This window comes from Pseudomonas triticifolii (assembly GCF_014358015.1).
Taxonomy (GTDB): Bacteria; Pseudomonadota; Gammaproteobacteria; order Pseudomonadales; family Pseudomonadaceae; genus Aquipseudomonas; species Aquipseudomonas triticifolii.
Genome location: NZ_JACONV010000003.1, coordinates 225,705 through 252,105, shown reverse-complemented (window position 1 = coordinate 252,105; position 26,401 = coordinate 225,705). Strand labels below are relative to the sequence as shown.

Sequence of the window (26,401 nt, the reverse complement as noted above, 5' to 3'; positions counted from 1 at the left end):
TGCCCAGTTATGAATATGAATACGGCTACATGAAAACTGCTGCGACCATTACGCGATTCGCTCAGTCGCCTCACGGCTGTATACTCGCCGCCTACTTTGAGGAGCGCTCCATGGTCGAAGACGTTGAACTCAACCGCCTTTACTGGCACAGCCGTCGCGGAATGCTTGAACTGGACGTGCTGCTGGTGCCGTTCGTTCGCGAGGTCTATCCACATCTGAACGACGTGGACCGTGATCTGTATCGCCGTCTGCTGACGTGCGAGGATCAGGACATGTTCGGCTGGTTCATGCAGCGTGCCGAGTCCGAAGATGCTGAATTGCAGCGAATGGTTCGCATGATCCTGGACCGTGTACAGCCCGACTGATCGCTTCGAGTGCCGCTGGCAGGCTTCCCGCCTGCTACTGGCGGCCTACCTCGCGGCTCAGGCATTGGCGCTGTTTGCCCTGTATTGGCTGGATATTGCAGCCCTGATGGCAGCTGTCGGTGTTGCGCTCTGTGCGGTGCATGCAATCCGGGTTTTGCCTGGATCGATATTGCTCCGTGGTGCCACAGCGTTCAGCGGATTGCAGCGCGATCCGCAGGGTTGGCGCGTGTGGAGCGAGCAGGGCGGCTGGCAGCCGGTGCAGTTATGCAAGGACAGCCTGGCGCTGCCGCTGGTCGTGATTCTGCGTTTTCGCACGATCAGTGCCGGTCGGCCTTCGCGGCAGGTGAGCAGTTGCTGCATTCCCTTCGATGCGCTGACGCCGGATGTTCACCGACGTCTGCGCGTACGCCTGAAATTCAGCCGGCGTAGGTGGGCGGTATCAGAATAGTGTCCAGCGCCTGGGGCAACATATCCGGATAGTCCAGCGTGAAATGCAGGCCGCGGCTTTCCTTGCGTTCCATTGCCGAACGAATCATCAATTCGGCGACTTGCGCCAGATTGCGCAGCTCGATCAGGTCGCGGCTGACTTTGTAGTTGCTGTAGAACTCGTCAATTTCATCCAGCAGCAGTCGCACGCGATGCTGGGCGCGTTGCAGGCGCTTGTTGGTGCGCACGATACCGACGTAGTCCCACATGAAGCGTCGCAGCTCATCCCAGTTGTGCGCGATGATCACGTCCTCGTCGGAATCGGTCACCTGACTGGCGTCCCAGCCTGGCAGGTTGCCCGGCACCGGAATATCACCGAGTTGCTGTTCGATATCCACCGCCGCAGAGCGTGCGTAGACGAAGCATTCGAGCAATGAATTGCTGGCCATTCGATTGGCACCGTGCAACCCCGTGAAACTGGTTTCGCCTATTGCATACAGGCCCGGTACATCAGTGCGCCCGTGGCTGTCGACCATCACGCCGCCGCAGGTGTAGTGCGCGGCGGGAACGACCGGGATCGGCTGCCGGGTGATGTCAATGGAGAACTCAAGACAGCGTTCGTATACCGTCGGAAAGTGCGTCTTGATGAAGGCTTCGGGTTTGTGGCTGATGTCCAGGTAGACGCAGTCGATACCCAGGCGCTTCATCTCGTGGTCGATAGCGCGGGCCACGATGTCGCGCGGGGCCAGTTCTGCCCGCTCGTCGAAACGTGGCATGAAACGCTCGCCGTTCGGCAGCTTGAGGTAGGCACCTTCGCCGCGCAGTGCTTCAGTGATCAGAAAGCTCTTGGCCTGTGGGTGATACAGGCAGGTGGGGTGGAACTGATTGAACTCCAGATTCGCCACCCGGCAGCCGGAGCGCCAGGCCATGGCAATGCCATCGCCGCAGGCTCCATCGGGGTTACTGGTGTACAGGTAGACCTTGGCCGCGCCGCCTGACGCCAGAATCGTGAAGCGGGCAGCGTAGGTGTCGACCTCGCCACTTTTACGATTGAGCACGTAGGCACCCAGGCAGCGCTGGCCTTGCAGTCCCAGTCTGCGCTCGGTAATCAGATCAATGGCGGCGCGCTGTTCAAGCAATTCGATGTTCGGTCGCTTGCTGGCCTGTTCGAGCAGCGTGCGGAAAATGGCGGCACCTGTGGCGTCGGCGGCATGAATGATCCGGCGATGACTGTGGCCGCCTTCGCGGGTCAGGTGAAACTCGAAACCGCTTTCCTCGGTGTCAGCATGGTCGCCACGGGTGAACGGAACCCCCTGATCGATCAGCCACTGGATGGCCTCACGGCTGTGCTCGACGGTGAAGCGCACGGCCTCTTCGTCGCAGAGACCGCCTCCGGCATTCAGGGTGTCCTCGACGTGGGATTGCACCGTGTCTGTGTCGTCGAGCACTGCTGCCACGCCGCCTTGAGCCCAGAATGTCGAGCCGTTGGACAGATCGCCCTTGCTCAGGACCGCGATGCGCAGATGTTCGGGCAGAGTCAGCGCCAGGCTCAAGCCCGCTGCGCCGCTGCCGATCACCAATACGTCATGCTGAAAATGTTGGCTCATCTGTAAATTCTGCCTCTAGCGGCCACTAGTATAAGTTTTAGGGGATCGGCACAATAGCCGCGCCTCATGGCATTGTGGAACCACGGTAAACAAGGATTGTGCTTCAGTCCTTGCCAACATGCATACGCTTTTGCTCCGGATTTTCTTGTTCAAGCGCCCCAGGCGCCACGAAGGGGAAGCGGAGCGTGCAGATCGAGGTTAACGCCTGCATTTGTGCTCATGGAACTTTTCAGAGGGATCCGGGCTCAATAGCAGGTTGCCTATAAAGGAACAGCGTTGGCTTGCGCAGGGTTCGATAAGTGATCATCGACTGCGCACCGACGACAAGACTATTCACGCAGTCGACCGTGTCGCGCTGCGTTTTTCGTGCAGGCCGAATGACTGTCTGCAGGAAACTTGCTTGAAGGGGGAGAACTTTTGCGCAAAGCCCGAGTCTATGTTTGCGAGCCTGAACAATATCAGTTGCAACGCTCCTTTAAGCTCAATGAGGAGTGTTCATGCTAACCCAGGAAGAGGATCAGCAGCTTGTCGAGCGCGTTCAGCGCGGTGACACGCGAGCATTTGATCTGTTGGTGCTGAAGTATCAGCACAAGATTCTCGGGTTGATCGTGCGATTCGTGCACGACACCCATGAGGCTCAGGACGTTGCGCAGGAAGCCTTTATCAAGGCCTATCGCGCACTCGGAAATTTTCGCGGCGACAGTGCGTTTTATACGTGGCTGTACCGTATCGCCATCAACACGGCGAAAAACTATTTGGTGTCGCGCGGTCGGCGGCCACCTGATAGCGATGTGAGGTCTGAGGACGCGGAGTTCTACGATGGCGATCATGGCCTCAAGGACATCGAGTCGCCGGAGCGTGCATTGTTGAGGGATGAGATCGAGGGTACTGTCCATCGGACCATCCAGCTTCTCCCGGAAGATTTGCGTACTGCACTAACTTTACGTGAATTCGATGGTCTGAGTTACGAAGACATTGCGAGCGTCATGCAATGTCCTGTTGGTACCGTGCGCTCTCGCATCTTTCGCGCTCGGGAAGCCATCGATAAAGCCCTGCAGCCGTTGTTGCAGGAATCCTGAGACAGCGGCGATAGCCCAAGAGAGGAACCCGCCATGAGTCGTGAAGCCCTGCAGGAATCGCTGTCCGCAGTGATGGACAACGAAGCGGACGAATTGGAATTGCGTCGGGTATTGAATGCCATTGACGATGCAGATACGCGTGCCACTTGGTCGCGTTATCAGATTGCCCGTGCAGCCATGCACAAAGAATTGCTGATGCCTCATCTGGACATCTCGGCAGCTGTATCTGCCGCAATCGCCGATGAAGTCAGTCCTCTTAAAGTAGCCCGCGGTCCGTGGCGTTCGCTGGGTCGTCTGGCCGTCGCCGCTTCTGTAACCGTTGCTGTTCTGGCTGGTGTTCGTCTGTACAACCAGGACGAAATCACCGGTACGCAATTGGCGCAGCAGACCCAACAGCCTGCCAGCCTGACTGTTCCACAGGTCAAAGGTCCGGCCGTACTGGCTGGTTACACCGAGAGCGCCGAGCAGGCACCAGGCCCTATGGCCAATGGTGTATTGCAGGGCCAGGCTGGCGAGGGCGACAAGCGTCTGCCAGGCTACCTGCGTCAACATGCTCAGGAAGCTGCGTTGAAGGGCACTGAAAGTGCGCTGCCTTACGCCCGTGCTGCCAGTCTGGAAAACCGTTAAGGAGGATCATGCGAGCCGTTCCGCTATTGCCGTTGCTGTTAGGTGGATGGCTTGCCCTCCCGGTTCATGCTGATGATGCACAGGACTTGCTCAAGCGTCTTGGGCAGGTCGATCAACAGCAGAGTTATCAAGGTACGTTCGTTTACGAACGCAATGGCAGTTTTTCGACTCATCGGGTCTGGCACCGCGTAGCGGATGGCAAAGTCCATGAGCGACTGCTCCAGCTTGATGGCTCTGCCCAGGAAGTGTCGCGTGTTGACGGGCTGACCCAGTGCGTCAGTGGCACTCTGGAAGCAGGCGTCACCAATATCCCTGATGCCGCTGCACGCTCGTTCGATGTCAAGAAGCTGTCTGCCTGGTACGACATGAAAGTTGTCGGTAAGTCCCGGGTGGCCGGTCGTGCAACAACCATTGTTGCAGTGACCCCGAAGGATCAGCATCGCTATGGCATGGAATTGCATATCGATAATGAAACCGGGCTTGCGCTCAAGTCATTGCTGTTGAGTGACAAGGGCCAGTTGCTTGAGCGGTTTCAGTTCACCGATTTCGATACCGCCAATGGTCCGTCGGACCAGTCGCTGCAGGCCAGTGCCGAGTGCAAGCCTGTGGTTGCTGCGACGGCCAAGGGCAAGCCACAAGCACAGATCAATGCCGTTTCCTGGCGTTCAGACTGGCTGCCGCCCGGCTTTGAGCTGAGCAGCAGTGGTGTTCGCAAGGACGCTGAGACGAATTCGCCGGTCACCAGCCTCATGTATGGCGATGGCCTTGCGCGTTTTTCCGTGTTCATCGAGCCTGTCAGTGGCAATGCATCGTCCGACATTCGCACTCAGTTGGGCCCGACGGTCGCCGTATCGCGACGTTTGACCACACCTCAGGGTGACACTATGGTTACGGTAGTCGGAGAGATACCCTTGGGTACTGCCGAGCGTATTGCGTTGTCCATACGTGGCAATGATGCTCAAGGCAAAAAATAAGTCGATTCGATGAAAATCGCCCGGGATGTAAAAGGTTTCATCTTGGGTTCGACCTACCTCCAGACCGCAGTCAACCTGGCCCTTGGCCGAGATACTGAAATGTTTGGTGAGGTTTGCAAGTTGCAAAAACTCTCATTTTTTTCTATAGGTCACAGCCTCGCAGCTCTGGCCTTTGTCGTTTGTGGGCCTTGAAAACCTGCCGGGAAGCGCATCGAACGATGTCCGGTTCCCCGGGTCGGTTGATCTGTACTGCTTAACTCTGCTCGTTATGAACGGGAGTCGTATGTCGATACCACGTGTGAAATCTTATCTATCTCTCATTGCCGCCGTGCTGATGCTCGGTCAGGTCGCTGCCGTTCAGGCCGAAAATCTGCCGGACTTCACCGGGCTGGTCGAGCAGGCATCGCCTGCGGTCGTGAATATCAGCACGCGCCAGAAATTGCCTGATCGTGCCATCGCCAATCAGCAGGTGCCGGATCTTGAAGGCCTCCCGCCGATGCTGCGCGAGTTTCTCGAGCGCAGCATGCCGCCAGGGACACGTCCGCCAGGCAAGGGCGATCGCCAGCGCGAAGCTCAGTCGCTGGGCTCAGGTTTCATCATCTCTCCTGATGGCTATGTCCTGACCAACAACCACGTGATCGACGGTGCAGACGAGATTCTCGTGCGGCTTTCCGATCGTAGCGAACTCAAGGCCAAGCTGGTCGGCACTGATCCGCGCACCGACGTGGCCGTGCTGAAAATCGAAGGTAAGGACCTGCCGACCGCCAAACTGGGCAACTCCAACACGCTCAAAGTCGGCGAGTGGGTGTTGGCGATTGGCTCGCCATTCGGTTTCGATCACTCGGTGACCAAAGGTATCGTCAGCGCCAAGGGCCGCAGTCTGCCGAATGACACCTACGTGCCGTTCATCCAGACCGACGTGGCGATCAACCCCGGCAACTCGGGTGGTCCGCTGTTCAACATGGCCGGTGAGGTCGTGGGTATCAACTCACAGATCTTCACCCGCTCGGGTGGCTTCATGGGCCTGTCGTTCGCCATCCCGATCGACGTCGCCATGGATGTTGCCAATCAGCTCAAGGCAAGCGGTAAAGTCAGCCGCGGCTGGTTGGGTGTTGTGATTCAGGAAGTGAACAAGGACCTGGCTGAATCGTTCGGGCTGGACAAGCCAGCCGGGGCGCTGGTCGCGCAGGTGCTTGAAGATGGTCCGGCCGCCAAGGGCGGGCTGCAGGTTGGTGACGTGATTTTGAGCGCCAATGGTCAGCCGATCATCATGTCGGCTGACCTGCCGCACTTGATCGGTAATCTCAAGGACGGCAGCAAGGCCGAGCTTGAAGTGATCCGGGACGGCAAGCGTCAGAACCTGACCGTTACGGTCGGTGCGCTGCCGGATGAAGGTCAGGAAATGGGCGGTGTGCCAGGCGCGGGTGCTGAACGCAGCAGTAATCGCCTGGGTGTGTCGGTGATTGAGCTGACGGCTGAGCAGAAGAAGACGCTGGACCTCAAGGGCGGTGTGGCGATCAAGGAGGTGACCGGTGGTCCGGCTTCGTTGATCGGCCTGCAGGCTGGCGATGTGATTACGCATCTGAACAATCAGGCCATCACCTCGGCGAAGCAGTTCACCGATGTAGCAAAAAGCCTGCCCAAGGATCGTTCGGTTTCGATGCGTGTCCTGCGTCAGGGACGTGCGACGTTCATCACCTTCAAACTGTCTGAATAACCCGCTCGTTTGATGAGGAAGGGCGGCCATGGCCGCCCTTTTTCATGGGTTGGCTTCAGGCTCGGATTGATACGGGTGCCTGCAAGCGTGACGCCCTTGGCTTACTTCAGGTACAATTCCCGGCTATTTTTCGGCGGGCAATCTGCCTGCAACCTTTTTGAGTGTTGATCCGTGAGTGATTTGAGTCATATCCGCAATTTCTCCATCATCGCCCACATTGACCATGGCAAGTCGACGCTGGCCGACCGCTTCATTCAAATGTGCGGCGGCCTGTCCGAGCGCGAAATGGAAGCGCAGGTGCTCGACTCCATGGATCTTGAGCGCGAGCGCGGGATCACCATCAAGGCCCACAGCGTAACCCTGTACTACAAGGCCAAAGACGGTATCACCTACCAGCTGAACTTCATCGATACCCCGGGCCACGTGGACTTCACCTATGAAGTCAGCCGCTCGCTTGCAGCCTGTGAAGGGGCCTTGCTGGTGGTGGATGCGGGGCAGGGCGTTGAGGCGCAGTCGGTTGCCAACTGCTATACCGCCATCGAGCAGGGCCTTGAGGTCATGCCGGTGCTGAACAAGATGGACTTGCCGCAAGCCGATCCGGACCGCGTCAAGGAAGAAATCGAGAAGATCATCGGCATCGACGCCACCGACGCTGTGGCCTGCAGTGCCAAGAGCGGCATGGGCGTGGACGAGGTGCTTGAACGCCTGGTGGCCACCATTCCGGCGCCCACCGGCAATATCGAAGATCCGCTGCAGGCGTTGATCATCGACTCCTGGTTCGACAACTACCTGGGCGTTGTGTCCCTGGTGCGCGTTCGCCACGGCCGTGTGAAGAAAGGCGACAAGATCCTCGTCAAATCCACCGGCAAGATGCATCTGGTCGACAGCGTCGGGGTGTTCAATCCCAAGCATACCGCGACCGTCGATCTGAAGGCTGGCGAAGTGGGCTTCATCATCGCCGGCATCAAGGACATTCATGGTGCGCCGGTCGGTGACACCCTGACCCTGAGTTCCACTCCGGACGTTGATGTACTGCCAGGCTTCAAGCGCATCCAGCCACAGGTCTATGCGGGTCTGTTCCCGGTCAGCTCCGACGACTTCGAAGACTTCCGCGAAGCGTTGCAGAAGCTGACGCTCAACGACTCCTCGCTGCAATACCTGCCGGAAAGCTCCGATGCGCTGGGCTTCGGCTTCCGTTGCGGTTTCCTGGGCATGCTCCACATGGAGATCATCCAGGAGCGCCTTGAGCGCGAATACGACCTGGACCTGATTACCACGGCACCAACCGTTATCTTCGAGTTGTTGCTGAAGACCGGTGAAACGATCTACGTCGACAACCCGTCCAAACTGCCAGACCTGTCAGCCATTGAAGACATGCGCGAACCTATCGTTCGGGCAAATATTCTTGTGCCTCAGGAGCATTTGGGCAACGTCATTACGCTGTGCATTGAAAAGCGCGGCGTGCAACACGACATGCTGTTCCTCGGGACTCAGGTCCAGGTCAGCTACGATTTGCCGATGAACGAAGTGGTGCTGGATTTCTTCGATCGTCTCAAGTCAGTCAGCCGCGGTTATGCATCGCTGGACTATCATTTCGACCGTTACCAGTCAGCCAATCTGGTGAAACTGGATGTTTTGATCAACGGCGAGAAGGTCGATGCACTGGCCCTGATCGTTCATCGTGACAATGCGCACTACAAAGGACGTGCATTGACCGAGAAGATGAAAGAGCTGATCCCGCGGCAGATGTTCGATGTGGCCATTCAGGCCGCGATTGGTGGCCAGATTGTGGCCCGGACAACCGTCAAGGCACTCAGAAAGAACGTACTGGCCAAGTGTTACGGTGGTGACGTGAGTCGCAAACGTAAATTGCTCGAGAAGCAGAAGGCCGGTAAGAAACGCATGAAGCAGGTTGGCAACGTGGAAATCCCACAGGAAGCCTTCCTTGCAGTGCTCAGGTTGGAATAGTCAGGTCCTATGTCACTAAATTTCCCGCTGTTGTTGGTTATCGCTGTCTTCGTCTGCGGCGTGCTTGCACTGATCGATCTGGTCGTCCTGGCGCCTCGCCGTCGGGCCGCCATTTCGAAGTATCAGGGCAGTGTCGGAGAGCCTGACATCGCCGTTGTCGAGCGATTGAACAAAGAGCCTTTGCTGATCGAGTACGGCAAGTCGTTCTTCCCGGTGTTGTTCATTGTTCTGGTGCTGCGCTCGTTTCTGGTCGAACCCTTCCAGATTCCGTCCGGCTCCATGAAGCCGACGCTCGACGTGGGTGATTTCATTCTGGTCAACAAGTTCTCGTATGGCATTCGCCTGCCAGTGCTGGACCAGAAGGTGATTCAGATCGGCGATCCGCAGCGCGGCGACGTGATGGTCTTTCGCTACCCGAGCGACCCGAGCGTCAACTACATCAAGCGGGTGATCGGCCTGCCGGGCGATCATATTCGCTATACCAGCGACAAGCGCCTGTTCGTCAACAACGAACTGGTTGCCAAGAAGCTGATTGGCACCGAGCCTGGCACGCTGGGCAGTGCCGAGCTGTACGAAGAGCAACTAGGCGCCGTAGAGCATCAGATCCGTCAGGAAATGAGCCGCTATCGTGCACCGCCCGACAGCGAATGGACCGTTCCGGCTGCGCACTATTTCATGATGGGCGACAACCGCGACAACTCCAATGACAGCCGTTACTGGGATGATCCCAACATTCCCAAGGACGAGCTGGGCATGGTTCCGGACAAGAACATCGTCGGTAAGGCCTTTGCTGTCTGGATGAGCTGGCCCGAACCGAAACTGAGCCACTTCCCTAATTTTTCACGCGTAGGGTTGATCAAGTAATTGATGCGGCGCTGCCTGGGCAGCGCCGTATGTCATTTGGGGGCGCTTCAGGCACGTCCTGAGCAGGCATTGCGTTTTACAGTGCGCCAGTGTGTATCCAAGGAGGTCAACAGGAACATGACGTTCTCTGCTTCTCAAAAAGGTTTGTCGTTGGTAGGCGGGTTGGTGATGCTGGTTCTGGCCGTGTTTGCGATCAGTACCGCATTCAAGCTTGTCCCCCATTATCTTGACTACAGCCGGATGAAAAACATCATCGAGGCGGTCGAGAGCAATAAGGGCCTGGGTATCACCACGGTCAGCGATTTTTACAGTTATGTCGAAAAGAGCATGCAGCTCAACAGCATCCGGGATATAGATTTGAAACAGGCGTTAAGAGTGACGGTGGAGAACAATGCGTTCAACGCCCGTTTGAATTACGAACAGCGTGAGCCGTTGATGCTGAACATCGACGTGGTTATCAAGTTCGACAAGCAACTGAGCGTGGGCAGACCGTGAGCGTATCCTTGAGCCGCCTTGAGCGTCAGCTCGGCTACACCTTCAAGGATCAGGAACTGATGGTCCTGGCCCTGACCCACCGCAGTTTTGCCGGTCGCAACAATGAGCGGCTGGAATTTCTCGGTGATGCCATTCTCAACTTTGTGGCTGGCGAGGCGCTGTTCGAGCGCTTTGCACAGGCGCGTGAAGGTCAGTTGTCCCGTTTGCGGGCGCGGCTGGTCAAGGGCGAGACCCTGGCATTGCTGGCGCGCGGTTTCGATCTGGGCGAGTACCTGCGTCTGGGCTCCGGCGAACTGAAAAGCGGCGGATTCCGTCGTGAGTCGATTCTTGCCGATGCGCTGGAAGCGTTGATCGGTGCGATCTACCTCGACTCGGGCATGGACGTGGCGCGCGAACGTGTACTGGCGTGGCTGACGACCGAGTTCGACAGCCTGACGCTGGTCGACACCAACAAGGACCCGAAAACCCGGCTGCAGGAGTTTCTGCAGTCCCGGGCCTGCGATCTGCCGCGTTACGAAGTGGTGGATATCCAGGGTGAGCCTCATTGCCGGACGTTTTTCGTCGAGTGCGAGATCACCCTATTGAACGAAAAGAGTCGAGGTCAGGGTGTCAGCCGCCGGATTGCCGAACAGGTAGCCGCAGCCGCAGCGCTCATTGCCCTTGGCGTGGAGAACGGTCATGAGTGATACAACCGCAACACGCTGTGGCTATGTTGCCATCGTCGGCCGCCCCAACGTGGGCAAGTCCACGCTGCTCAACCATATTCTGGGTCAGAAGCTGGCAATCACCTCGCGCAAGCCGCAGACCACACGTCATAACATGCTGGGCATCAAGACCGAAGGCGCCGTGCAGGCGATCTATGTCGACACCCCCGGCATGCACAAGAATGGCGAAAAAGCGCTCAACCGTTACATGAACAAGACCGCATCGGCGGCGTTGAAAGACGTCGATGTGGTGATCTTCGTTGTTGACCGCACACGTTGGACCGACGAAGACCAGATGGTGCTGGAGCGTGTTCAATACGTGCAGGGTCCGGTCATTCTGGCGATCAACAAGACCGATCGCATCGAAGACAAGAGCGATCTGATGCCGCATCTGGAGTGGCTGCAAGGTCAGTTGCCGAATGCGTCCATCGTGCCGATTTCGGCGCAGCACGGCCACAACCTGGAAGCGCTGGAAGGTCTGATCGCTTCACATCTGCCGGAGAACGATCACTTCTTCCCGGAAGACCAGATCACCGACCGCAGCAGCCGTTTCCTGGCCGCTGAGCTGGTTCGCGAGAAGATCATGCGCCAGCTGGGTGCCGAGCTTCCGTACCAGATCACCGTCGAGATCGAAGAATTCAAGCAGCAGGGACGTACCTTGCATATCCATGCGCTGATCCTCGTCGAGCGCGATGGCCAGAAAAAGATCATCATTGGCGACAAGGGCGAGCGCATCAAGCGTATCGGCAGCGATGCCCGCCGCGACATGGAGTTGCTGTTCGACTCCAAGGTGATGCTCAACCTCTGGGTCAAGGTCAAAGGCGGCTGGTCCGACGATGAACGCGCACTGCGTTCGCTGGGCTACGGCGACCTCTAGGTTGTCTTTTCACCCGGCTTTGGGTCGGGTGAACCTTTCTTTTTTCGAGCCCGCCCGATGAGCACGCCAACCGGCCAACCTGCTTATGTGCTGCACAGCCGTGCGTATCGCGAAAACAGCGCGTTGGTCGATTTTCTTACGCCTCAGGGCCGGCTGCGTGCCGTGTTGCGCAGTGCCAAAGGCAAGGCCGGTTCGCTGGCTCGTCCTTTCGTGCCACTTGAAGTCGAGTTTCGCGGGCGCAGTGAACTCAAGAATGTCGGACGTATGGAAAGCGCCGGTGTCGCCACCTGGATGACCGGTGAGGCACTGTTCAGCGGCATGTACCTCAACGAATTGCTGATTCGCCTGCTACCGTCCGAAGACCCCCATCCTGCCGTATTCGATCACTATGCCGCCACGTTGATGGCGCTCGCAGAAGGGCGTGCGCTGGAACCGTTGCTGCGTTCGTTCGAATGGCGTCTGCTGGACGACCTCGGCTACGGTTTTGCGCTGGACACCGACATCCATGGCGAGCCGCTCGCCGCGGACGGCATGTACCGCCTGCAAGTGGACGCCGGGCTTGAGCGGGTCTGGCTGTTGCAGCCCGGTCTGTTTCAGGGTGTCGAGCTGCTGGCCATGGCCGAAGCGGACTGGAGCGCGCCCGGTGCGTTGTCGGCTGCCAAGCGTTTGATGCGTCAGGCACTGGCCGTGCACCTGGGCGGTCGCCCATTAGTCAGCCGTGAACTGTTTCGCAAGCTGTAAACAGGCTTTATGCTCTGTGGCCTGCTTCGACCCACTTTCAGGAGACCTCTCGTGACTCAAAGCACCCGCATCCTTCTTGGCGTGAACATCGATCACGTGGCGACGTTGCGCCAAGCCCGTGGTACGCGCTACCCGGACCCGGTCAAGGCCGCGCTGGATGCCGAAGAGGCAGGTGCCGATGGCATCACGGTGCACCTGCGTGAAGACCGCCGCCACATTCAGGAGCGCGATGTGCTGCTGCTCAAGGATGTGTTGCAGACCCGCATGAACTTCGAAATGGGCGTCACGCAAGAGATGCTCTCGTTTGCCGAGCGGATTCGTCCAGCTCATGTGTGCCTGGTGCCGGAAACGCGCCAGGAGTTGACCACTGAAGGCGGTCTGGACGTTGCCGGTCAGGAGGCGCGTATCCAGGCGGCGGTCGAGCGGCTGTCTAAAATCGGCTGTGAAGTGTCGTTGTTCATCGACGCCGATGAGCGCCAGATTGCCGCGTCCAGACGTGTCGGTGCGCCTGCCATCGAGCTTCACACGGGCCGGTATGCCGACGCGCAAACGCCCACTGACGTGGCGCTAGAGCTGCAGCGAGTCGCCGATGGTGTGGCGTTCGGTCTGGCACAGGGGTTGATCGTCAACGCCGGCCACGGCCTGCATTATCACAACGTCGAAGCCGTGGCAGCGATCAAGGGCATCAACGAGCTGAACATCGGTCACGCACTGGTGGCGCATGCACTGTTCGTGGGGTTCAAGGCGGCGGTGGCTGAGATGAAGGCACTGATTGTCGCGGCAGCGCGATAGGCAGCGCTACTGTCTGCATGTGAGGGCGGCTTGCTGGCGATAAATCACGCTGACTTCATCGCCGGCAAGCCGCCTCCCACAAAGTTTGCTGCGCGACAGCGCGGCGTCGTAGACGAGACGAGACCTCCCGCAGATCGTGTCCTGGAGATTTTTAAGGCTTACGCCCCACGATCACCGCGCGCATCGGCGCGGGCAGGCCTTCGACGGTCTTGCTGTGGTCCTCGGGGTCGAGGAAGTCGCCCAGCGACTGGTAGCGCATCCACTCGGTGCTGCGTTGTTCCTCGACTGTCGTGTGGCTGACATCCACGCAGCGCACATCGGTGAAGCCTGCGCGACGCATCCACAGTTCCAGGGCGGGCACTGAAGGCAGGAACCAGACATTGCGCATTTGCGCGTAACGATCCTCGGGCACCAGCACCTGATGCACGTCGCCCGGCACCACCAGCGTCTCCATGACCAGCTCGCCACCTTTGACCAGGCAGTCTTTCAGTGCCAGCAAATGGTCGATGGGCGATTTTCGGTGATACAGCACGCCCATTGAAAACACCGTGTCGAACCCTTCCAGGCTGGCAGGCAGGTCTTCAAGCGCGAAAGGCAGGTGCCAGGCGGGCAGGTCGGGCAGGTAGCGTTGCATGGCCTGAAACTGGCAGAAGAACAGCCAGTTGGGGTCGACGCCGATCACGCAGTCAGCCCCGGCACCCAGCATGCGCCACTGGTAATAGCCATTGCCGCAGCCCACATCCAGTACGCGCTTGCCTTTGAGGTCGAGGTGCGGCGACACCCGCGACCATTTCCAGTCCGAGCGCCATTCGGTGTCGATGTGCACGCCGAACACGTTGAACGGTCCCTTGCGCCACGGCGAGAGGCCCATCAAGGCCTTGCGCAGCACCGTCCGGGTTTCGCCGTTGCACTCGGTTTCCAGGGTAAAGCTGTCGGCCAGATCCACGCGCCCCGGCGTCAGCGGCGGCAGGGCGTCCAGCGCACTCTGCCAGCGCTGCAGGTCGCCGTGGCCCTTGGTCATCTTGGTGTCGAGCTGGGCTTGCAGGCCGTTGGCCCACTCGGCAAGCGGGGTGCCTGCCAGACGGCGGGCAAGTGGAGCGAGATCAATCATGGCAGGGCAATCAACGAGGCAAAGTTAAGGCATTGGAACCAGGGCACCACCTTGGAAAACCCGGCGGCGAGCAGACGTTGGCGATGTTCTTCGAGGCTATCGGGTTTCATGACGTTCTCGATGGCGCTGCGTTTCTGGGCAATCTCCAGATCGCTGTAACCATTGGCGCGTTTGAAGGCAATGTGCAGGTCGGTCAGCAGCGCGTGTGCCTGCTCGTCTTCGAAGCGCAGCTTTTCCGACAGGATCAACGCACCGCCCGGCACCAATGCCTTGCGGATCCGGCCCAACAGTTCAAGGCGCTGCTCGGGGGCGATGAATTGCAGGGTGAAGTTCAAAGCGACCACTGAGGCCGGCTGGAAGGTCAGACCCAGAATATCGCCCTCGATGACCTCCACCGGCAACAGCTCCTGAAACATCGAATTCTGCGCGTTAAGGTACTCGCGGCAGCGTTCGACCATGGCCTGCGAGTTGTCGATGGCGATCACTCGGCAACCCTCTCCACGCACATGGCGGCGCAGTGCCTGAGTGACGGCACCCAGCGAACTGCCCAGGTCGTACAGAACGGTATCGGGTTGTGCGAACTGCGCCGCGAGCACGCCGAGGTTTTCGACAATCGTCGGGTAGCCGGGCACCGAGCGCTTGATCATGTCCGGGAACACCCGCACAACGTCTTCATTGAAGGCGAAGTCAGGCACCTGAGCCAGAGGCTGGGCGAATAGGCGGTCGGGTTCTTTGCTCACGGCGATTCCGGCGAAGGCTTTTGAAAGGCGGGCATTCTAGCCAAGTTGTCGCCGGGATGCATGGTGCAGCGCAGCTTCTCGGATGAGCCGCTGCGCCGTGGGCCTGAAAGGCTTCAGTTGACCGTAATAGCGCAGTCGAACGTCTGCTCCGGCGGGACTTCAGGTGCCCAGGGCTGTTGGTAGACCATCAGCAGACGTCCGGTGCCGGCTTCGGTCGCCTTGTAACGCCACACTGACTCGCCGCCGCTGCCGATCATTTCCTTGTTTGCGCCATTGGCATACACCTCAGGCCCCAGACTGCGCAGAATATTCTGTGCCGGGTTCTGGGTCAGCCAGCGAAAGCCCGTGGTCGGGTTGCTGGGCAGCGTCAGAATCAGCGTTTGCCCGGTTTTCAGGCTCAACGGGCAGTCGTTCTGGCTGTCGATGGAGACGATATTTTTAGGTGTCTGAGCGCAGGCGCTCAACAGGGCGAGGCTCAACGGCGCGATGAGGCGGGCAGGAGTCATGGCAAGGTCCGGTTTTGCGAGACGATGCTGGAGAATAACCGATCAGGGTTTTGGAGGGGAGCTTGAGGTGCAGGTGCGTGCCGTCACAGAACATGGCGCACGATCAGCATCGTGCGGGAGTGAGCAAGCTCACTTCCGCGCGATACCCGTTACAGCTTAAAACAACACTTTCGCTACGTCGGCAAAGCGCTTGGCGAAGTGCACGGTGATGCCTTCTTTCAGGTAATCGGGCAGCTCCTCGAAGTTACCGCGGTTTGGCTCCGGCAGGATCAGTTCGTGGATCTTCTGACGACGCGCCGCGATGACTTTTTCCCGTACACCGCCAATCGGCAGCACATGCCCGGTCAAGGTCAGTTCGCCAGTCATGGCCACGCCTTTTTTCGGCGGCTGGTTGCGGGCCAGGGACAGCAGAGCACTGGCCATGGTCACCCCTGCGCTCGGGCCGTCTTTTGGCGTTGCGCCTTCAGGTACGTGCAGATGCACGAATGCTTCGTCGAAGAACTTCGCGTCGCCGCCAAATTTCGACAGGTTGGAACTCACGTAGCTGTAGGCGATTTCTGCTGACTCCTTCATCACGTCGCCCAACTGCCCTGTCAGTTTGAAGCCACGGTTAAGTGTATGGATTCGGGTCGCTTCGATGGGCAGCGTAGCGCCGCCCATGCTGGTCCAGGCCAGACCTGTGATAACGCCTGTGCCCGACAACACCTGCTCGCTGCGGAACACCGGCATGCCCAGCGACGCTTCAAGATCCTTCGGCCCGATCTTGATCACCGAGTCGGGCGCGTCCAGCAGTTTGACCACTGCCTTGCGCACCAGCTTGCCAAGCTGCTTCTCCAGATGCCGCACGCCCGCTTCGCGCGCATAGCCTTCGATCACTGCACGCAATGCGCTGTCACTGATGGTCAGTTTGTTCTTCGCGACGCCAGCCTTTTCAAGCTGCTTGGGCCACAGGTGGCGCTTGGCGATAGCGAGTTTTTCTTCGGTGATGTAGCCGGACAGGCGAATCACTTCCATACGATCCAGCAACGGGCCGGGGATCGAGTCCAGCGTGTTGGCGGTGCAGACGAACAGGACTTTGGACAGGTCCAGGCGCAGGTCCAGGTAATGGTCGAGGAATTCGACGTTCTGCTCCGGATCCAGCGTTTCCAGCAGAGCTGACGCCGGGTCGCCCTGATAGCTTTGTCCCATCTTGTCGATTTCATCGAGCATGATGACCGGGTTCATCACCTCCACATCCTTGAGCGCCTGCACCAGCTTGCCGGGCTGCGCGCCGATGTAGGTTCTGCGATGTCCCTTGATTTCCGCTTCGTCGCGCATGCCGCCGACACTCAAGCGATAGAACGGTCGCCCCAAAGACTCGGCAATCGAGCGCCCGACACTGGTCTTGCCCACGCCCGGCGGGCCGACCAGCAGCACGATAGAACCGCTGATTTCACCCTTGTACGCACCGACGGCGAGGAACTCGAGAATCCGCGCCTTGATGTCATCCAGGCCCGCATGGTGCTGGTCGAGCACTTTACGCGCGTGTTTAAGGTCCAGCTTGTCCGCACCATAGATGCCCCAGGGCAGGGAGCTGACCCAGTCCAGGTAGTTACGGGTCACGGCGTATTCGGGCGAGCCGGTTTCCAGGACCTTGAGCTTGCTGATCTCTTCGTCGACTTTCTTGCGTGCCTGTGCCGGCAGGGTCTTGCCTTCCAGGCGCTGCTCGAACTGTTCGATGTCGGCGCTGCGGTCGTCCTTGCTCAGGCCCAGCTCCTGCTGGATGACCTTGAGCTGTTCCTTGAGGAAGAACTGGCGCTGGTGTTCGCCGATCTTGCGATTGACCTCGGCGGAAATCTCTTTCTGCAGCCGCGCGACTTCCACTTCCTTGCGCAGCATCGGCAGGACTTTTTCCATGCGCTTGAGCATGGGCACACAATCCAGCACCTGCTGCAATTCCACGCCCGTCGCCGAGGTCAGGGCTGCGGCGAAGTCGGTCAGCGGCGAAGGGTCGTTGGGGCTGAAGCGGTTGAGGTAGTTTTTCAGCTCTTCGCTGTACAGCGGGTTGAGTGGCAGCAGCTCTTTGATCGCATTGATCAGGGCCATGCCATAGGCTTTGACCTCGTCGGTCGGCTCATTGGGCTGTTGCGGGTATTCGACTTCCACCAGATACGGCGGGCGATGATGCTTGAGCCAGGTGCGGATGCGGACACGGCTCAGTCCCTGTGCCACAAACTGCAGACGGCCATTTTCGCGGCTGGCGTGATGAACCTTGACCAAAGTGCCATACTCGGGCAACGCGCCGGTATTGAAGTGGCGCGGGTCTTCCTGTGGTGTGTCCATGAAGAACAGGGCGAGCGAGTGGTGCTCGGACTTGCTGACCAGTTCCAGGGTCTCGGCCCAAGGCTCTTCATTGACGATTACCGGCAGGACCTGAGCCGGAAAAAACGGGCGGTTGTGGATCGGAATGATATAGACCTTGTCCGGCAGGTTCTGGCCGGGCAGGGCGAGTGAGGTGCTGTCGGAGCTCAGGGACACTTCGTGCTCGGTCTGGTCGTTTGGCGAATCTGGCGAGTCTGTCTGCTGGTCGCTCATGGGGCACCTGAGAAGTTGAACATGGCTCTTAGATGGGGCAGGCGTCCTCAGGTTTCAATGGCTTTGGTCGATAGTGTGAAGAGTGGCGTTAAAACCGCAGGTTCTTAGGTTTTCCAGGCCCTCTTAATTGCCGCCAGGGCTGGCTCATTTACTTACGGCAGTACGGCGCTGCCGTGGCGGGTTGAATCGGTTATGACCAACGTATTTTTTTCAGCATTGCTCGCTGGGTTGTGGATGGTGTCGGCGGCGAATGCGTCGGCTGCTACCTTGACGGCGCAGATAGTCGACAAGCAGGGCAAGCCCCTTGTCGATGCCGTCGTGACGCTCAAAGGCCCGTCGGACCCCACGCCTGCGCCACTCAAAGCGGCCATGGACCAACGCGATCAGGAGTTCTCGCCTCACGTTCTGGCCGTGCGCGTCGGCACGCAGGTGAAATTCCCGAACAGCGATAACATCCGCCATCAGGTCTATTCTTTTTCACCGGCCAAGCGATTCGAATTGCGCCTTTACGAAGGCACGCCTTCTGAGCCCTTGCTGTTCGACAAGCCGGGCGTCGTGGTGCTGGGCTGCAACATCCACGACTGGATGGTCGGTTATATCTACGTCACCGACGAGCCTTGGTTCGGCGTGACCGACAGCAATGGCCAGCTCAAGCTCGATTCGATGCCGGCCGGTCACTATCAGGCCACGCTCTGGCATCCGCAGATCGAGGACATGCAGCCGATATCGGGCGGCGAATTCGACCTCCCAGCCGCAGGCCTTACGCAGCGCTTCACCCTGCCGGTCGAGCCTAAAGTCGCCGACACGCCGACCAAACCGGCCACCAGCGGTTTCGGTGACGCCTTTCACAAGGCTGCGCATGAATGAACCTTAAACTCAGCTTTCAGGCACGCATCGCCGCAGTGTTGACGGTCCTGCTGCTGATCGTGGTCGGTGCTGTCTTTCTTGCGGTCAAAGTCGCGACGGGCGATGCCGTTCGCACGCAGGCTCAGGCGCAGCTGGAAGTGGGTAGCCGGGTCTTCGAACGCCTCATCGACCTGCGCGGCAAGCGCCTGCGAGACACCGTGCAGTTGCTGTCCGCCGATTTCGGCTTTCGTGATGCCGTGGCCAGCTCCGACTCGTCGACCATTCGCTCTGTGCTGCTCAACCATGGCAAGCGCATCAACGCGAGCGACATGTTTTTGCTGGGCATGGACGGTACTGTGATTGCCAGTACCGAGGCCGAAGTGCCCGAAGGGTCGAAATTCGTCTACAACCAGGCGTTGCGCAATGCCAAGCGCAACAGCCAGTCGGTGCTGATCGTGCCGGGCGGCGGCACGCCGCATCTCTTGGTGGAAAGCACGGTGCTGGCACCGCTGCCGATCGGTCGGGTGGTGATGGGCTTCTCGATCGACAGCGATATCGCTCAGGAGCTGCGCTCATTGAGCGGTCTCGAAGTGTCGTTCCTCACGATTGAAAACGGTAAGCCTGGTGAGTTGATCAGCACCCAGCCCGAGGCGCTGCATGCCGGTCTGATTGAATTGATGCGCAACTCGTCCGGTGGGCAAATGCAGGTCACTGAGCAGTCGAACCTGAACTTTCTCAGCCAGGCGCTGATGCTCGCCAATACAGGCAATGCGGACGACGGACAAGTGATTGCCTTGCTGCAGAGCCCGCTCGACAAGGCCTTGCAAGCCTTTGCGCCACTGGATGAAAAGATGTTTTGGATTACCCTGGCCGCACTGCTGGCGTCGCTGATCGGCACCTTGGCGCTGGCGCGTAGCGTCTCGCTACCGGTGCGCGCGCTAGCCATTGCCGCCAAGCGCATCGGCGACGGCGACTACGCAACGCCGGTGACCATGGCCCGCAGTGATGAGCTGGGCATGTTGGCGCACGCGATCAACAGCATGCAGCACGGTATCGCGGTGCGTGAAGGGCAACTGGCGCACAACGCGCTGCACGACAACCTGACCGGCCTGCCCAACCGCGCGTTGGTCATGGAGCGCCTTGGCAGTGCGGTTGCCGCTGAACGTCCGGTGGCCTTGCTGTACATGGGGATCGAAAACCTCGCCGCGATCAATGAGGGGTCGGGTGCCGAAGGCGTTGAGCAGTTGCTGCGCGAGATCGGGCAGCGCTTGCAGAGCGCCTTGCGCGCGGGCGATACGGTCGCACGGCTGAGCGGCAACGAGTTTCTGTTGCTGCTGGACAACACGACCAGTGATGGCGCGGTCGCGATGGCGGACAGTCTGCAGCGCCTGCTCAGCGAGCCGCAGCGGGTCGACAGCCACGACATCACGCTGGAGTGCAGCATTGGCATCACCGTCTACCCCGAAAGTGGTCATTCGGCACAGGAACTGGTCAGCCGGGCGGCCATCGCTCGCAAGGACGCCGCGTTGCTGCCAGGTCGTCTGCAGATCTATCAGGACGGCCGTGACCTCGCGCACCAGCGCCAGATCAGTCTGATTCGTGATTTGCGCAAGGCGCCACAAAACGGCGAACTGGCGCTGCATTACCAACCCAAACTGGACATCCGCCAAGGCACTGTACGCCAGGCCGAGGCCTTGTTGCGCTGGACCCATCCGCAATTCGGCAATGTATCGCCCGCGGAATTCATCGTGCTGGCCGAGCGCACCGGCAGTATCCATCTGCTGACCAACTGGGTCATCGAAGAGGCCATGCGCCAGTTGGCCGAATGGCGTCAGCGCGGTCTGGTGCTGCAGGTGTCGGTCAACATCTCCGCCGACGACCTGTTGGGTGATGACCTGGCCGGATTCGTGATGCGCCTGCTCAAGCAATACAACGTGCCTGCCGAACAGCTGGTGTTTGAAATCACCGAAAGCGCCGTCATGAGCGAGCCGGAAAAGGCATTGGTCGTGCTGCATCGCCTGCGCGACTGCGGTATCAGCCTGTCGGTCGATGACTTTGGCACCGGCTATTCATCGCTGGCACACCTCAAGCGTCTGCCGGTCCAGGAGCTGAAGATCGACCAGTCTTTCGTCCGCAATCTGGATGAAACCAGCGAGGATGCGGTCATCGTGCGTTCGACTATCGAAATGAGCCACAACCTGGGGCTCAAGGTCGTGGCCGAAGGTGTGGAGTATCAGCACAGCCTGGACCTGCTCCAGCGCTGGCATTGCGATACCGCGCAGGGCTATCTGATCAGCCGGCCGTTGGCGGCCACTGCGTTTGAAACCTGGATCGTACAGTCCATGAGAACACCCGGCCTGATGGTGAACTGAGCCATGCACTATAAATTACCGCTGCTGTTGGGTTGTCTGTTGGGCTCCGTGGCGTCCCTTGCCCTGGCCGATAATGGTCGTCTGATTGCAACCGGCGGTGCCAGCAACATTGAGGGCAGCGCGGGCGGCGGCATTACACCCTGGGCGGTGATCACGGGCTACAGCGAGCAGGGTGAATGGGGCGCTACAGCGTTCGCCACCCACGTCAACCTGCCCGACTACAACCTGGACGTAGCAGGTGTCGCCTTTGCTTATGGCAACCGTGTGGAGTTGTCTTACGCGCATCAACGTTTCGATATCAGCACCTTGCAACACCGGCTGAGTCTGCCGGATGACAACCTCAGTCAGGACGTGTTTGGCGTCAAGGTGCGGCTGTTCGGTGATCTGATCTACGACAGCCTGCCGCAGGTATCGCTGGGCGTGCAGTACAAGCACCAGAACGATTTCCTGATTCCGAGCCTTGTCGGCGCACAGCGCGATTCCGATGTGGAAGGTTACCTGACCGCCAGCCGCCTGTTCATGGGCGCGGCGTTTGGTTACAACGTGGTGGTCAACGGCGGCGTGCGCTACAGCCGTGCCAACGAAACCGGTCTGCTGGGTTTTGGCGGGGATCGACGCGACACGCGCAGCTTGCTCAAGGAAGGCTCGGTGGCCGTGCTGTTCAACCCGCGCTGGGCCATGGGCGTGGAATACCGCGAGAAGCCCGACAACCTGTCGTTTGCCGGCGAAAGCGACTGGGCCGACGTGTTCGTGGGGTACTTCCCCAACAAGCATCTTTCCTTCGTGCTGGCCTACGCACGCCTGGGGGAAATCGCCACGCTGGACAACCAGAACGGCACCTATCTGTCTGTTCAGGGGAGTTTCTGATGATGCGCTTGCTGATGTGCCTGACGCTGGCATTGCTGGTGGGTTGCGCACAACAACCGGCCAAGGATGATCGTCTTTATCAAGACCTCGGCCAGCGAGCCGGTATCCAGCGCATCGTCGAGGGCATGCTGCTCAATGTTGCCAAGGACGAGCGTATCGTCGAACGTTTCAGGCGGGTCAATATCGTGCTGCTGCGCGACCGGCTGGTCGATAAGTTCTGCGCAGTGGCAGACGGCCCCTGCACCTACACCGGCGACAGCCTGGCCGAATCGCATAAGGGGCAGAACCTGAGCCCCAGCGACTTCAACGCATTGGTCGAAGACCTGATCGCCGCCATGGACACCGAGAAAATCCCGGTGCCCGTACAAAACCGCTTCATCGCACGGCTGGCTGCGTTGCGTGGGGAAGTGATCGACAAGTAGTACGAGCAGAACAGGGCGGGACCGACGTAACGGATCAACTCAGCCGCGTCAGATACTCCGGCACTTCCTGCTCAGGCAGCACCGACAACACTTTCAGACGCTGAAGCATGCGTTGGCGGGCGCGGTGCAGGTGTTCTTTCAGGTTGAGCGCGGCGGCGTCGAACGCGCCGTGCAGGAGCAGTTCGAGGATCATCCTGTGTTCAGCGAGCATCGCCTCGTCCGCACCGATGCTCAGCAACTTGTAAAAGATCCGGTTGATGATCATCGGGCTCTGCGCCTGGCTGATCAGGGTCGCGATCTTGCGATTCTGCAGGCCTGCCAGGCATTGCTGGTGCAGATCGTCCTCAAGCCGTTCGATCTGTTCCAGGCTGCAGCTTTCAGCCTGCTGCGCCTCGATGACTCGGGCCAGCATGGCTTCCAGGTGTTCGCGGCTCAGGTTCGGTGCGGTCTGGCGCAAGGCTTCTGGCTCAAGGCAGGCGCGCAGTTCGTAATCATCCGTCACTTCACGTGCTGTCAGCGGCCCGGCCAGCCATTGGGAGTAGGGTTCTTTCTCCACCAGTCCGCGATCACGCAAGCGCATCAGCGCTTCACGAACCACGGCGCGGCTGACCCCGAAATGCTCGGCCGCGCTCTGTTCATCCAGACGGTAATGACCGAATGCGATGCACGCCGACAGCGCTGCGCCAATCTCATCATGAATACGCTCACCCAGCGGCCGGGTGTCGACCAGCTCTTCACTGCTGTCCAGCCCGAACTGCTTGTGGCTCAGGCTCAGACGCAAGGGTTCGACAGTGCTGCCTTCGGGGTTGACCAGATAGCCGCGCCCGTCGAAGCGGCTGATCAGCCCTTCGTCGTGCAGCAGATTGAGCGCCTTGCGCACCGGCACGCGGCTGGTGCCGAACAGCTCTGCCAGCGGTGCTTCGAGCAGCACCAGTCCATTGGCGGCCGCACCCGTGAGGATGGCGTTGCGTAACACTTCACGGATCGTGGCGTAGCGCGAGGCGGTGCGCGTGTCCTCATCTGACATCGTTTTCTTACACTTCTGGCGGTTGACGAACGATTCTCGCACAGATGCGCCACTGTCACCTTGAGGTACATCCGCACGCTCACTCATAGGGCCACCGTTACCTATCTGCACTAAAATGTACCTTTTATAAAAGATACATTATTTCATTATGACCGCCGACCAAACGCTTCACTTGTCCTGATTTTGCCCCTCGTCAAGCCTTGGCAAGGGTTCTAATCCAATGGTTTTGGCGCATTCAGTCTTGGTGAGCTGTTGTGTCAAAGGGCGTAGAGCCAGAGATTGGCACGGATTCTGCCTCTGTTAAATGTACATTTTATTAATAAGTACATTTTTAAGAGTCCGCCATGTCGATGATGGATACCGCTGCCAACGCACTCCCGCCTGATGCCTGCGCACTGGCCGAGGACTTCGCCCAAGGTCGTACTGACCCCGTGCAGGCTTTGGAGCAGGCGCTGTACCGAGCCCGTCAGGTTGATCACGTGTTCATTTCAATGAGCGAGGAGCGCGCCCGCCGTGAGGCCGAAGCGTCGGCCGTCCGCTGGAAACAGGGACAGCCGCTCGGCGCGTTCGATGGCGTTCCCATTGCCTGGAAGGATTTGTTCGATGTCGCCGGATCCGTGACCACGGCAGGTTCTGCGACCCGTCGACAGGTGTCGGCCGCCTGGCTGGACGCGCCGGTTGTCGGCCTGCTGGCCCGCTCCGGCATGGTCAGCCTGGGCAAGACCAACCTTAGTGAGTTCGCCTATTCCGGGCTCGGCCTGAATCCGCATTTCGGCACGCCGGTCAATCCATCGAGCGATGACTCGCCACGCATTCCTGGTGGCTCGTCCTCAGGCTCGGGGGTTGCAGTTGCTGCCGGCATCGTACCGATTGCGATGGGCACCGACACGGCCGGCTCGATTCGCATTCCCGCAGCATTCAATGGCCTGGTGGGCTATCGCAGCACCAGCCGCCGCTACAGTCGTGATGGTGTGTTCCCGCTGGCGCTGACCCTCGACAGTGTCGGGCCGCTGACCCGCAGCGTTCGTGATGCAGTGGTGATCGACGACCTGCTATGTGCGCGCAGCAAGACGACGTCGCAAGTACCGCGCAGCCTGGCCGGGCAGCGTTTCATCGTCGATCAGGCGGTGCTGGATGACGCCCGTGTCGAGCCCGCTGTTCGCGACAACCTGCTGCGCGCCGTCGAGGCTTTTCGCGTCAGCGGCGCGCTGGTCGAGGTGCGCCCTTGCGAGGCCTTTCAAGCCACCCTGCGCCTGATCCAGCACAGCGGCTGGCTGGGCGCGGCCGAAGCGTTCGCCCTGCATCAGCCGTTGCTCGACAGCGACGCGGCCAGTCAGCTCGACCCACGGGTGCGCAAGCGCCTTGAGGCTGCGCGGCACATGCCTGCCAGTCAGCTGATTCATTTGTACGCCACCCGCGAGCGCTTGCAGGAACAATTGACCCATGAACTGGACGGCGCACTGCTCATAACCCCCAGCGTCGCCCACGTCGCGCCGCCCCTTGCACCCTTGCTGGGCGACGACGAGCTGTTCATTCAGACCAACCTCGCCACGCTGCGCCTGACCATGCCTGGCAGCTTGCTGAACATGCCTGGCGTGTCATTGCCCAGCGGCACTGATACCTGCGGCTTGCCCACTGGCCTGTTGCTCAGTGCCCCGGCAGGCGAGGACGCACGGCTGCTGCGCGCGGCTCTGGCGTTGGAAGCGCTGATGGCAATCCCTTGAACATTCCTTGAACCCCCTATCAATGGCTGACCGGCGTCCGCGTTCGATGCGTGAAACCGGTCTGATCAACCCGCGGAGAAACAACAATGGCTAAAGAAATTCTGTGTGCGTTTGGCGTAGATGTGGATGCGGTCGCAGGCTGGCTGGGCTCTTACGGCGGTGAGGATTCGCCTGACGATATCTCACGCGGCCTGTTCGCGGGCGAAGTCGGTGCACCGCGTTTGCTCAAGCTGTTCGAGCGTTACGGGCTGCGCACCACCTGGTTCATTCCGGGTCACTCCATGGAAACCTTCCCTGAGCAGATGAAAGCCGTGGCCGATGCGGGCCACGAGATCGGCGTGCATGGCTACAGCCATGAAAACCCGATTGCGATGACGCCTGAGCAGGAAGAAATCGTCCTCGACAAGTCAATCGAGCTGATCACGCAAATGACCGGCAAGCGCCCCACAGGCTACGTCGCGCCGTGGTGGGAGTTCAGCAACGTCACTAACGAGCTGTTGCTCAAGAAAGGCATCAAGTACGACCACAGCCTGATGCACAACGACTTTCATCCGTACTACGTTCGTGTGGGCGACAAGTGGACCAAGATCGATTACAGCCAGCACCCGGACACCTGGATGAAGCCGCTGGTGCGTGGCGAAGAGACCGATCTGGTGGAGATTCCGGCCAACTGGTACCTGGATGACCTGCCGCCGATGATGTTCATCAAGAAAGCGCCCAACAGCCACGGCTTCGTCAACCCGCGTCACCTGGAAGAAATGTGGCGGGACCAGTTCGACTGGGTCTACCGCGAGCATGAACACGCAGTGTTCACCATGACCATTCACCCCGATGTATCCGGACGCCCACAGGTGTTGCTGATGCTGGAGCGCCTGATCGAGCACATCCAGAGTCACGCGGGCGTCAAGTTCGTCACCTTCGATGAGATCGCCGACGACTTCGTGCGTCGCAACCCACGTAACCGTTGATTCATAGC

25 protein-coding genes are annotated in these 26,401 nt (G+C 59.5%); 19 read left to right on the top strand and 6 right to left on the bottom strand.

Annotated features, from left to right (window positions below):
- Positions 1–110: 110 nt before the first annotated feature.
- Positions 111–365 (top strand): FAD assembly factor SdhE, encoded by a 255-nt coding sequence (locus H8S56_RS08510; protein WP_024687737.1) that lies wholly within the window; start codon positions 111–113, stop codon positions 363–365.
- Complete coding sequence (locus H8S56_RS08505) at positions 349–813, top strand: protein YgfX (RefSeq protein ID WP_024687736.1); 465 nt, start codon at positions 349–351, stop codon at positions 811–813. The genes H8S56_RS08510 and H8S56_RS08505 overlap by 17 nt, the downstream gene beginning before the upstream one ends.
- Here H8S56_RS08505 and nadB read toward each other — a convergent pair.
- Complete coding sequence (gene nadB / locus H8S56_RS08500) at positions 782–2,398, bottom strand: L-aspartate oxidase (RefSeq protein ID WP_187518385.1); 1,617 nt, start codon at positions 2,396–2,398, stop codon at positions 782–784. The two genes, H8S56_RS08505 and nadB, sit on opposite strands and share 32 nt — an antisense overlap.
- 497 nt (positions 2,399–2,895) lie before the next feature.
- Between nadB and rpoE the strand changes: the two genes are divergently transcribed.
- The 11 genes from rpoE (at position 2,896) to pdxJ (ending at position 13,236) form a co-directional block, all read left to right on the top strand.
- Positions 2,896–3,477, top strand: coding sequence for an RNA polymerase sigma factor RpoE (gene rpoE / locus H8S56_RS08495; RefSeq protein ID WP_002554912.1), 582 nt, complete (start codon positions 2,896–2,898; stop codon positions 3,475–3,477).
- Positions 3,478–3,510: 33 nt separating this feature from the next.
- Positions 3,511–4,104 (top strand): anti sigma-E factor RseA C-terminal domain-containing protein, encoded by a 594-nt coding sequence (locus tag H8S56_RS08490; RefSeq protein ID WP_187518384.1) that lies wholly within the window; start codon positions 3,511–3,513, stop codon positions 4,102–4,104.
- A gap of 8 nt (positions 4,105–4,112) precedes the next feature.
- Positions 4,113–5,078, top strand: coding sequence for a MucB/RseB C-terminal domain-containing protein (locus H8S56_RS08485; protein ID WP_187518383.1), 966 nt, complete (start codon positions 4,113–4,115; stop codon positions 5,076–5,078).
- Between the two features lie 334 nt (positions 5,079–5,412).
- Positions 5,413–6,795 carry a DegQ family serine endoprotease gene (locus H8S56_RS08480; protein WP_235201088.1) on the top strand — a complete coding sequence of 461 codons (1,383 nt, stop codon included), beginning with the start codon at positions 5,413–5,415 and terminating at the stop codon, positions 6,793–6,795.
- A gap of 171 nt (positions 6,796–6,966) precedes the next feature.
- Entirely contained in the window at positions 6,967–8,763 is a 1,797-nt protein-coding gene (gene lepA, locus H8S56_RS08475; RefSeq protein WP_024687731.1) for a translation elongation factor 4, read from the top strand.
- A 9-nt stretch (positions 8,764–8,772) separates the two neighbouring features.
- Entirely contained in the window at positions 8,773–9,627 is an 855-nt protein-coding gene (gene lepB, locus H8S56_RS08470; RefSeq protein ID WP_024687730.1) for a signal peptidase I, read from the top strand.
- Positions 9,628–9,744: 117 nt separating this feature from the next.
- Positions 9,745–10,122 (top strand): DUF4845 domain-containing protein, encoded by a 378-nt coding sequence (locus tag H8S56_RS08465; protein ID WP_024687729.1) that lies wholly within the window; start codon positions 9,745–9,747, stop codon positions 10,120–10,122.
- Positions 10,119–10,808, top strand: a complete 690-nt coding sequence (gene rnc / locus H8S56_RS08460) for a ribonuclease III (protein WP_024687728.1) — start codon at positions 10,119–10,121, stop codon at positions 10,806–10,808. The genes H8S56_RS08465 and rnc overlap by 4 nt, the downstream gene beginning before the upstream one ends.
- A complete protein-coding gene (era, locus tag H8S56_RS08455) occupies positions 10,801–11,703 on the top strand; it encodes a GTPase Era (RefSeq protein ID WP_024687727.1) in 903 nt (300 codons plus the stop codon). Before rnc ends, era begins: the two co-directional genes overlap by 8 nt.
- 57 nt (positions 11,704–11,760) lie before the next feature.
- Positions 11,761–12,444: a DNA repair protein RecO gene (gene recO / locus H8S56_RS08450; RefSeq protein WP_187518382.1), complete on the top strand. Its 684-nt coding sequence runs from the start codon at positions 11,761–11,763 to the stop codon at positions 12,442–12,444.
- Between the two features lie 51 nt (positions 12,445–12,495).
- A complete protein-coding gene (gene pdxJ, locus H8S56_RS08445) occupies positions 12,496–13,236 on the top strand; it encodes a pyridoxine 5'-phosphate synthase (protein WP_187518381.1) in 741 nt (246 codons plus the stop codon).
- A 151-nt stretch (positions 13,237–13,387) separates the two neighbouring features.
- On the opposite strand, the gene cmoB is transcribed toward pdxJ, so the two are convergent.
- The 4 genes from cmoB to lon all read right to left on the bottom strand — a co-directional run bounded on the left by cmoB (position 13,388) and on the right by lon (position 18,167).
- Positions 13,388–14,347: a tRNA 5-methoxyuridine(34)/uridine 5-oxyacetic acid(34) synthase CmoB gene (gene cmoB, locus H8S56_RS08440; RefSeq protein ID WP_187518380.1), complete on the bottom strand. Its 960-nt coding sequence runs from the start codon at positions 14,345–14,347 to the stop codon at positions 13,388–13,390.
- A complete protein-coding gene (cmoA, locus tag H8S56_RS08435) occupies positions 14,344–15,087 on the bottom strand; it encodes a carboxy-S-adenosyl-L-methionine synthase CmoA (RefSeq protein ID WP_024687723.1) in 744 nt (247 codons plus the stop codon). Before cmoA ends, cmoB begins: the two co-directional genes overlap by 4 nt.
- A 113-nt stretch (positions 15,088–15,200) precedes the next feature.
- Complete coding sequence (locus H8S56_RS08430) at positions 15,201–15,593, bottom strand: protease inhibitor I42 family protein (protein WP_187518379.1); 393 nt, start codon at positions 15,591–15,593, stop codon at positions 15,201–15,203.
- A 156-nt stretch (positions 15,594–15,749) separates the two neighbouring features.
- Positions 15,750–18,167, bottom strand: coding sequence for an endopeptidase La (lon, locus tag H8S56_RS08425; protein WP_187518378.1), 2,418 nt, complete (start codon positions 18,165–18,167; stop codon positions 15,750–15,752).
- Between the two features lie 192 nt (positions 18,168–18,359).
- Here lon and H8S56_RS08420 point away from each other — a divergent pair, with 192 nt between their 5' ends.
- Genes H8S56_RS08420 through H8S56_RS08405 form a run of 4 tightly spaced genes read left to right on the top strand, consistent with a single transcriptional unit; the run spans position 18,360 to position 22,674 of the window.
- Positions 18,360–19,034: a methylamine utilization protein gene (locus tag H8S56_RS08420; RefSeq protein ID WP_187518377.1), complete on the top strand. Its 675-nt coding sequence runs from the start codon at positions 18,360–18,362 to the stop codon at positions 19,032–19,034.
- Complete coding sequence (locus H8S56_RS08415) at positions 19,031–21,385, top strand: bifunctional diguanylate cyclase/phosphodiesterase (protein WP_187518376.1); 2,355 nt, start codon at positions 19,031–19,033, stop codon at positions 21,383–21,385. The genes H8S56_RS08420 and H8S56_RS08415 overlap by 4 nt, the downstream gene beginning before the upstream one ends.
- Before the next feature lie 3 nt (positions 21,386–21,388).
- Positions 21,389–22,252 (top strand): DUF3034 family protein, encoded by an 864-nt coding sequence (locus H8S56_RS08410; RefSeq protein ID WP_187518375.1) that lies wholly within the window; start codon positions 21,389–21,391, stop codon positions 22,250–22,252.
- The gene (locus H8S56_RS08405; protein ID WP_187518374.1) at positions 22,252–22,674 is read left to right on the top strand and encodes a group I truncated hemoglobin; all 423 of its coding nucleotides are present in this window, start codon (positions 22,252–22,254) and stop codon (positions 22,672–22,674) included. The genes H8S56_RS08410 and H8S56_RS08405 overlap by 1 nt, the downstream gene beginning before the upstream one ends.
- Positions 22,675–22,708: 34 nt before the next feature.
- Here H8S56_RS08405 and H8S56_RS08400 read toward each other — a convergent pair whose 3' ends face one another.
- Positions 22,709–23,701 (bottom strand): GntR family transcriptional regulator, encoded by a 993-nt coding sequence (locus tag H8S56_RS08400; protein ID WP_032610554.1) that lies wholly within the window; start codon positions 23,699–23,701, stop codon positions 22,709–22,711.
- A 344-nt stretch (positions 23,702–24,045) separates the two neighbouring features.
- Between H8S56_RS08400 and H8S56_RS08395 the strand changes: the two genes are divergently transcribed.
- Positions 24,046–25,425: an amidase gene (locus tag H8S56_RS08395; RefSeq protein ID WP_408003785.1), complete on the top strand. Its 1,380-nt coding sequence runs from the start codon at positions 24,046–24,048 to the stop codon at positions 25,423–25,425.
- 86 nt (positions 25,426–25,511) lie between these two features.
- Positions 25,512–26,393, top strand: a complete 882-nt coding sequence (locus tag H8S56_RS08390) for a polysaccharide deacetylase family protein (RefSeq protein WP_024695135.1) — start codon at positions 25,512–25,514, stop codon at positions 26,391–26,393.
- The last annotated feature ends 8 nt before the right edge of the window (positions 26,394–26,401 follow it).

Bases quoted from the DNA above. Each gene is read 5' to 3' on its own strand.
- H8S56_RS08410 (WP_187518375.1), top strand. From the start codon at position 21,389: ATGCACTATAAATTACCGCTGCTGTTGGGTTGTCTGTTGGGCTCCGTG.
- H8S56_RS08430 (WP_187518379.1), bottom strand. From the start codon at position 15,593: ATGACTCCTGCCCGCCTCATCGCGCCGTTGAGCCTCGCCCTGTTGAGC.
- cmoB (WP_187518380.1), bottom strand. From the start codon at position 14,347: ATGATTGATCTCGCTCCACTTGCCCGCCGTCTGGCAGGCACCCCGCTT.
- H8S56_RS08480 (WP_235201088.1), top strand. From the start codon at position 5,413: ATGCTCGGTCAGGTCGCTGCCGTTCAGGCCGAAAATCTGCCGGACTTC.
- H8S56_RS08420 (WP_187518377.1), top strand. From the start codon at position 18,360: ATGACCAACGTATTTTTTTCAGCATTGCTCGCTGGGTTGTGGATGGTG.
- H8S56_RS08405 (WP_187518374.1), top strand. From the start codon at position 22,252: ATGATGCGCTTGCTGATGTGCCTGACGCTGGCATTGCTGGTGGGTTGC.
- H8S56_RS08390 (WP_024695135.1), top strand. From the start codon at position 25,512: ATGGCTAAAGAAATTCTGTGTGCGTTTGGCGTAGATGTGGATGCGGTC.
- lepB (WP_024687730.1), top strand. From the start codon at position 8,773: ATGTCACTAAATTTCCCGCTGTTGTTGGTTATCGCTGTCTTCGTCTGC.
- era (WP_024687727.1), top strand. From the start codon at position 10,801: ATGAGTGATACAACCGCAACACGCTGTGGCTATGTTGCCATCGTCGGC.
- H8S56_RS08465 (WP_024687729.1), top strand. From the start codon at position 9,745: ATGACGTTCTCTGCTTCTCAAAAAGGTTTGTCGTTGGTAGGCGGGTTG.
- lon (WP_187518378.1), bottom strand. From the start codon at position 18,167: ATGAGCGACCAGCAGACAGACTCGCCAGATTCGCCAAACGACCAGACC.
- rpoE (WP_002554912.1), top strand. From the start codon at position 2,896: ATGCTAACCCAGGAAGAGGATCAGCAGCTTGTCGAGCGCGTTCAGCGC.
- H8S56_RS08485 (WP_187518383.1), top strand. From the start codon at position 4,113: ATGCGAGCCGTTCCGCTATTGCCGTTGCTGTTAGGTGGATGGCTTGCC.
- H8S56_RS08490 (WP_187518384.1), top strand. From the start codon at position 3,511: ATGAGTCGTGAAGCCCTGCAGGAATCGCTGTCCGCAGTGATGGACAAC.
- H8S56_RS08510 (WP_024687737.1), top strand. From the start codon at position 111: ATGGTCGAAGACGTTGAACTCAACCGCCTTTACTGGCACAGCCGTCGC.
- recO (WP_187518382.1), top strand. From the start codon at position 11,761: ATGAGCACGCCAACCGGCCAACCTGCTTATGTGCTGCACAGCCGTGCG.
- nadB (WP_187518385.1), bottom strand. From the start codon at position 2,398: ATGAGCCAACATTTTCAGCATGACGTATTGGTGATCGGCAGCGGCGCA.
- H8S56_RS08395 (WP_408003785.1), top strand. From the start codon at position 24,046: ATGTCGATGATGGATACCGCTGCCAACGCACTCCCGCCTGATGCCTGC.
- H8S56_RS08415 (WP_187518376.1), top strand. From the start codon at position 19,031: ATGAACCTTAAACTCAGCTTTCAGGCACGCATCGCCGCAGTGTTGACG.
- H8S56_RS08400 (WP_032610554.1), bottom strand. From the start codon at position 23,701: ATGTCAGATGAGGACACGCGCACCGCCTCGCGCTACGCCACGATCCGT.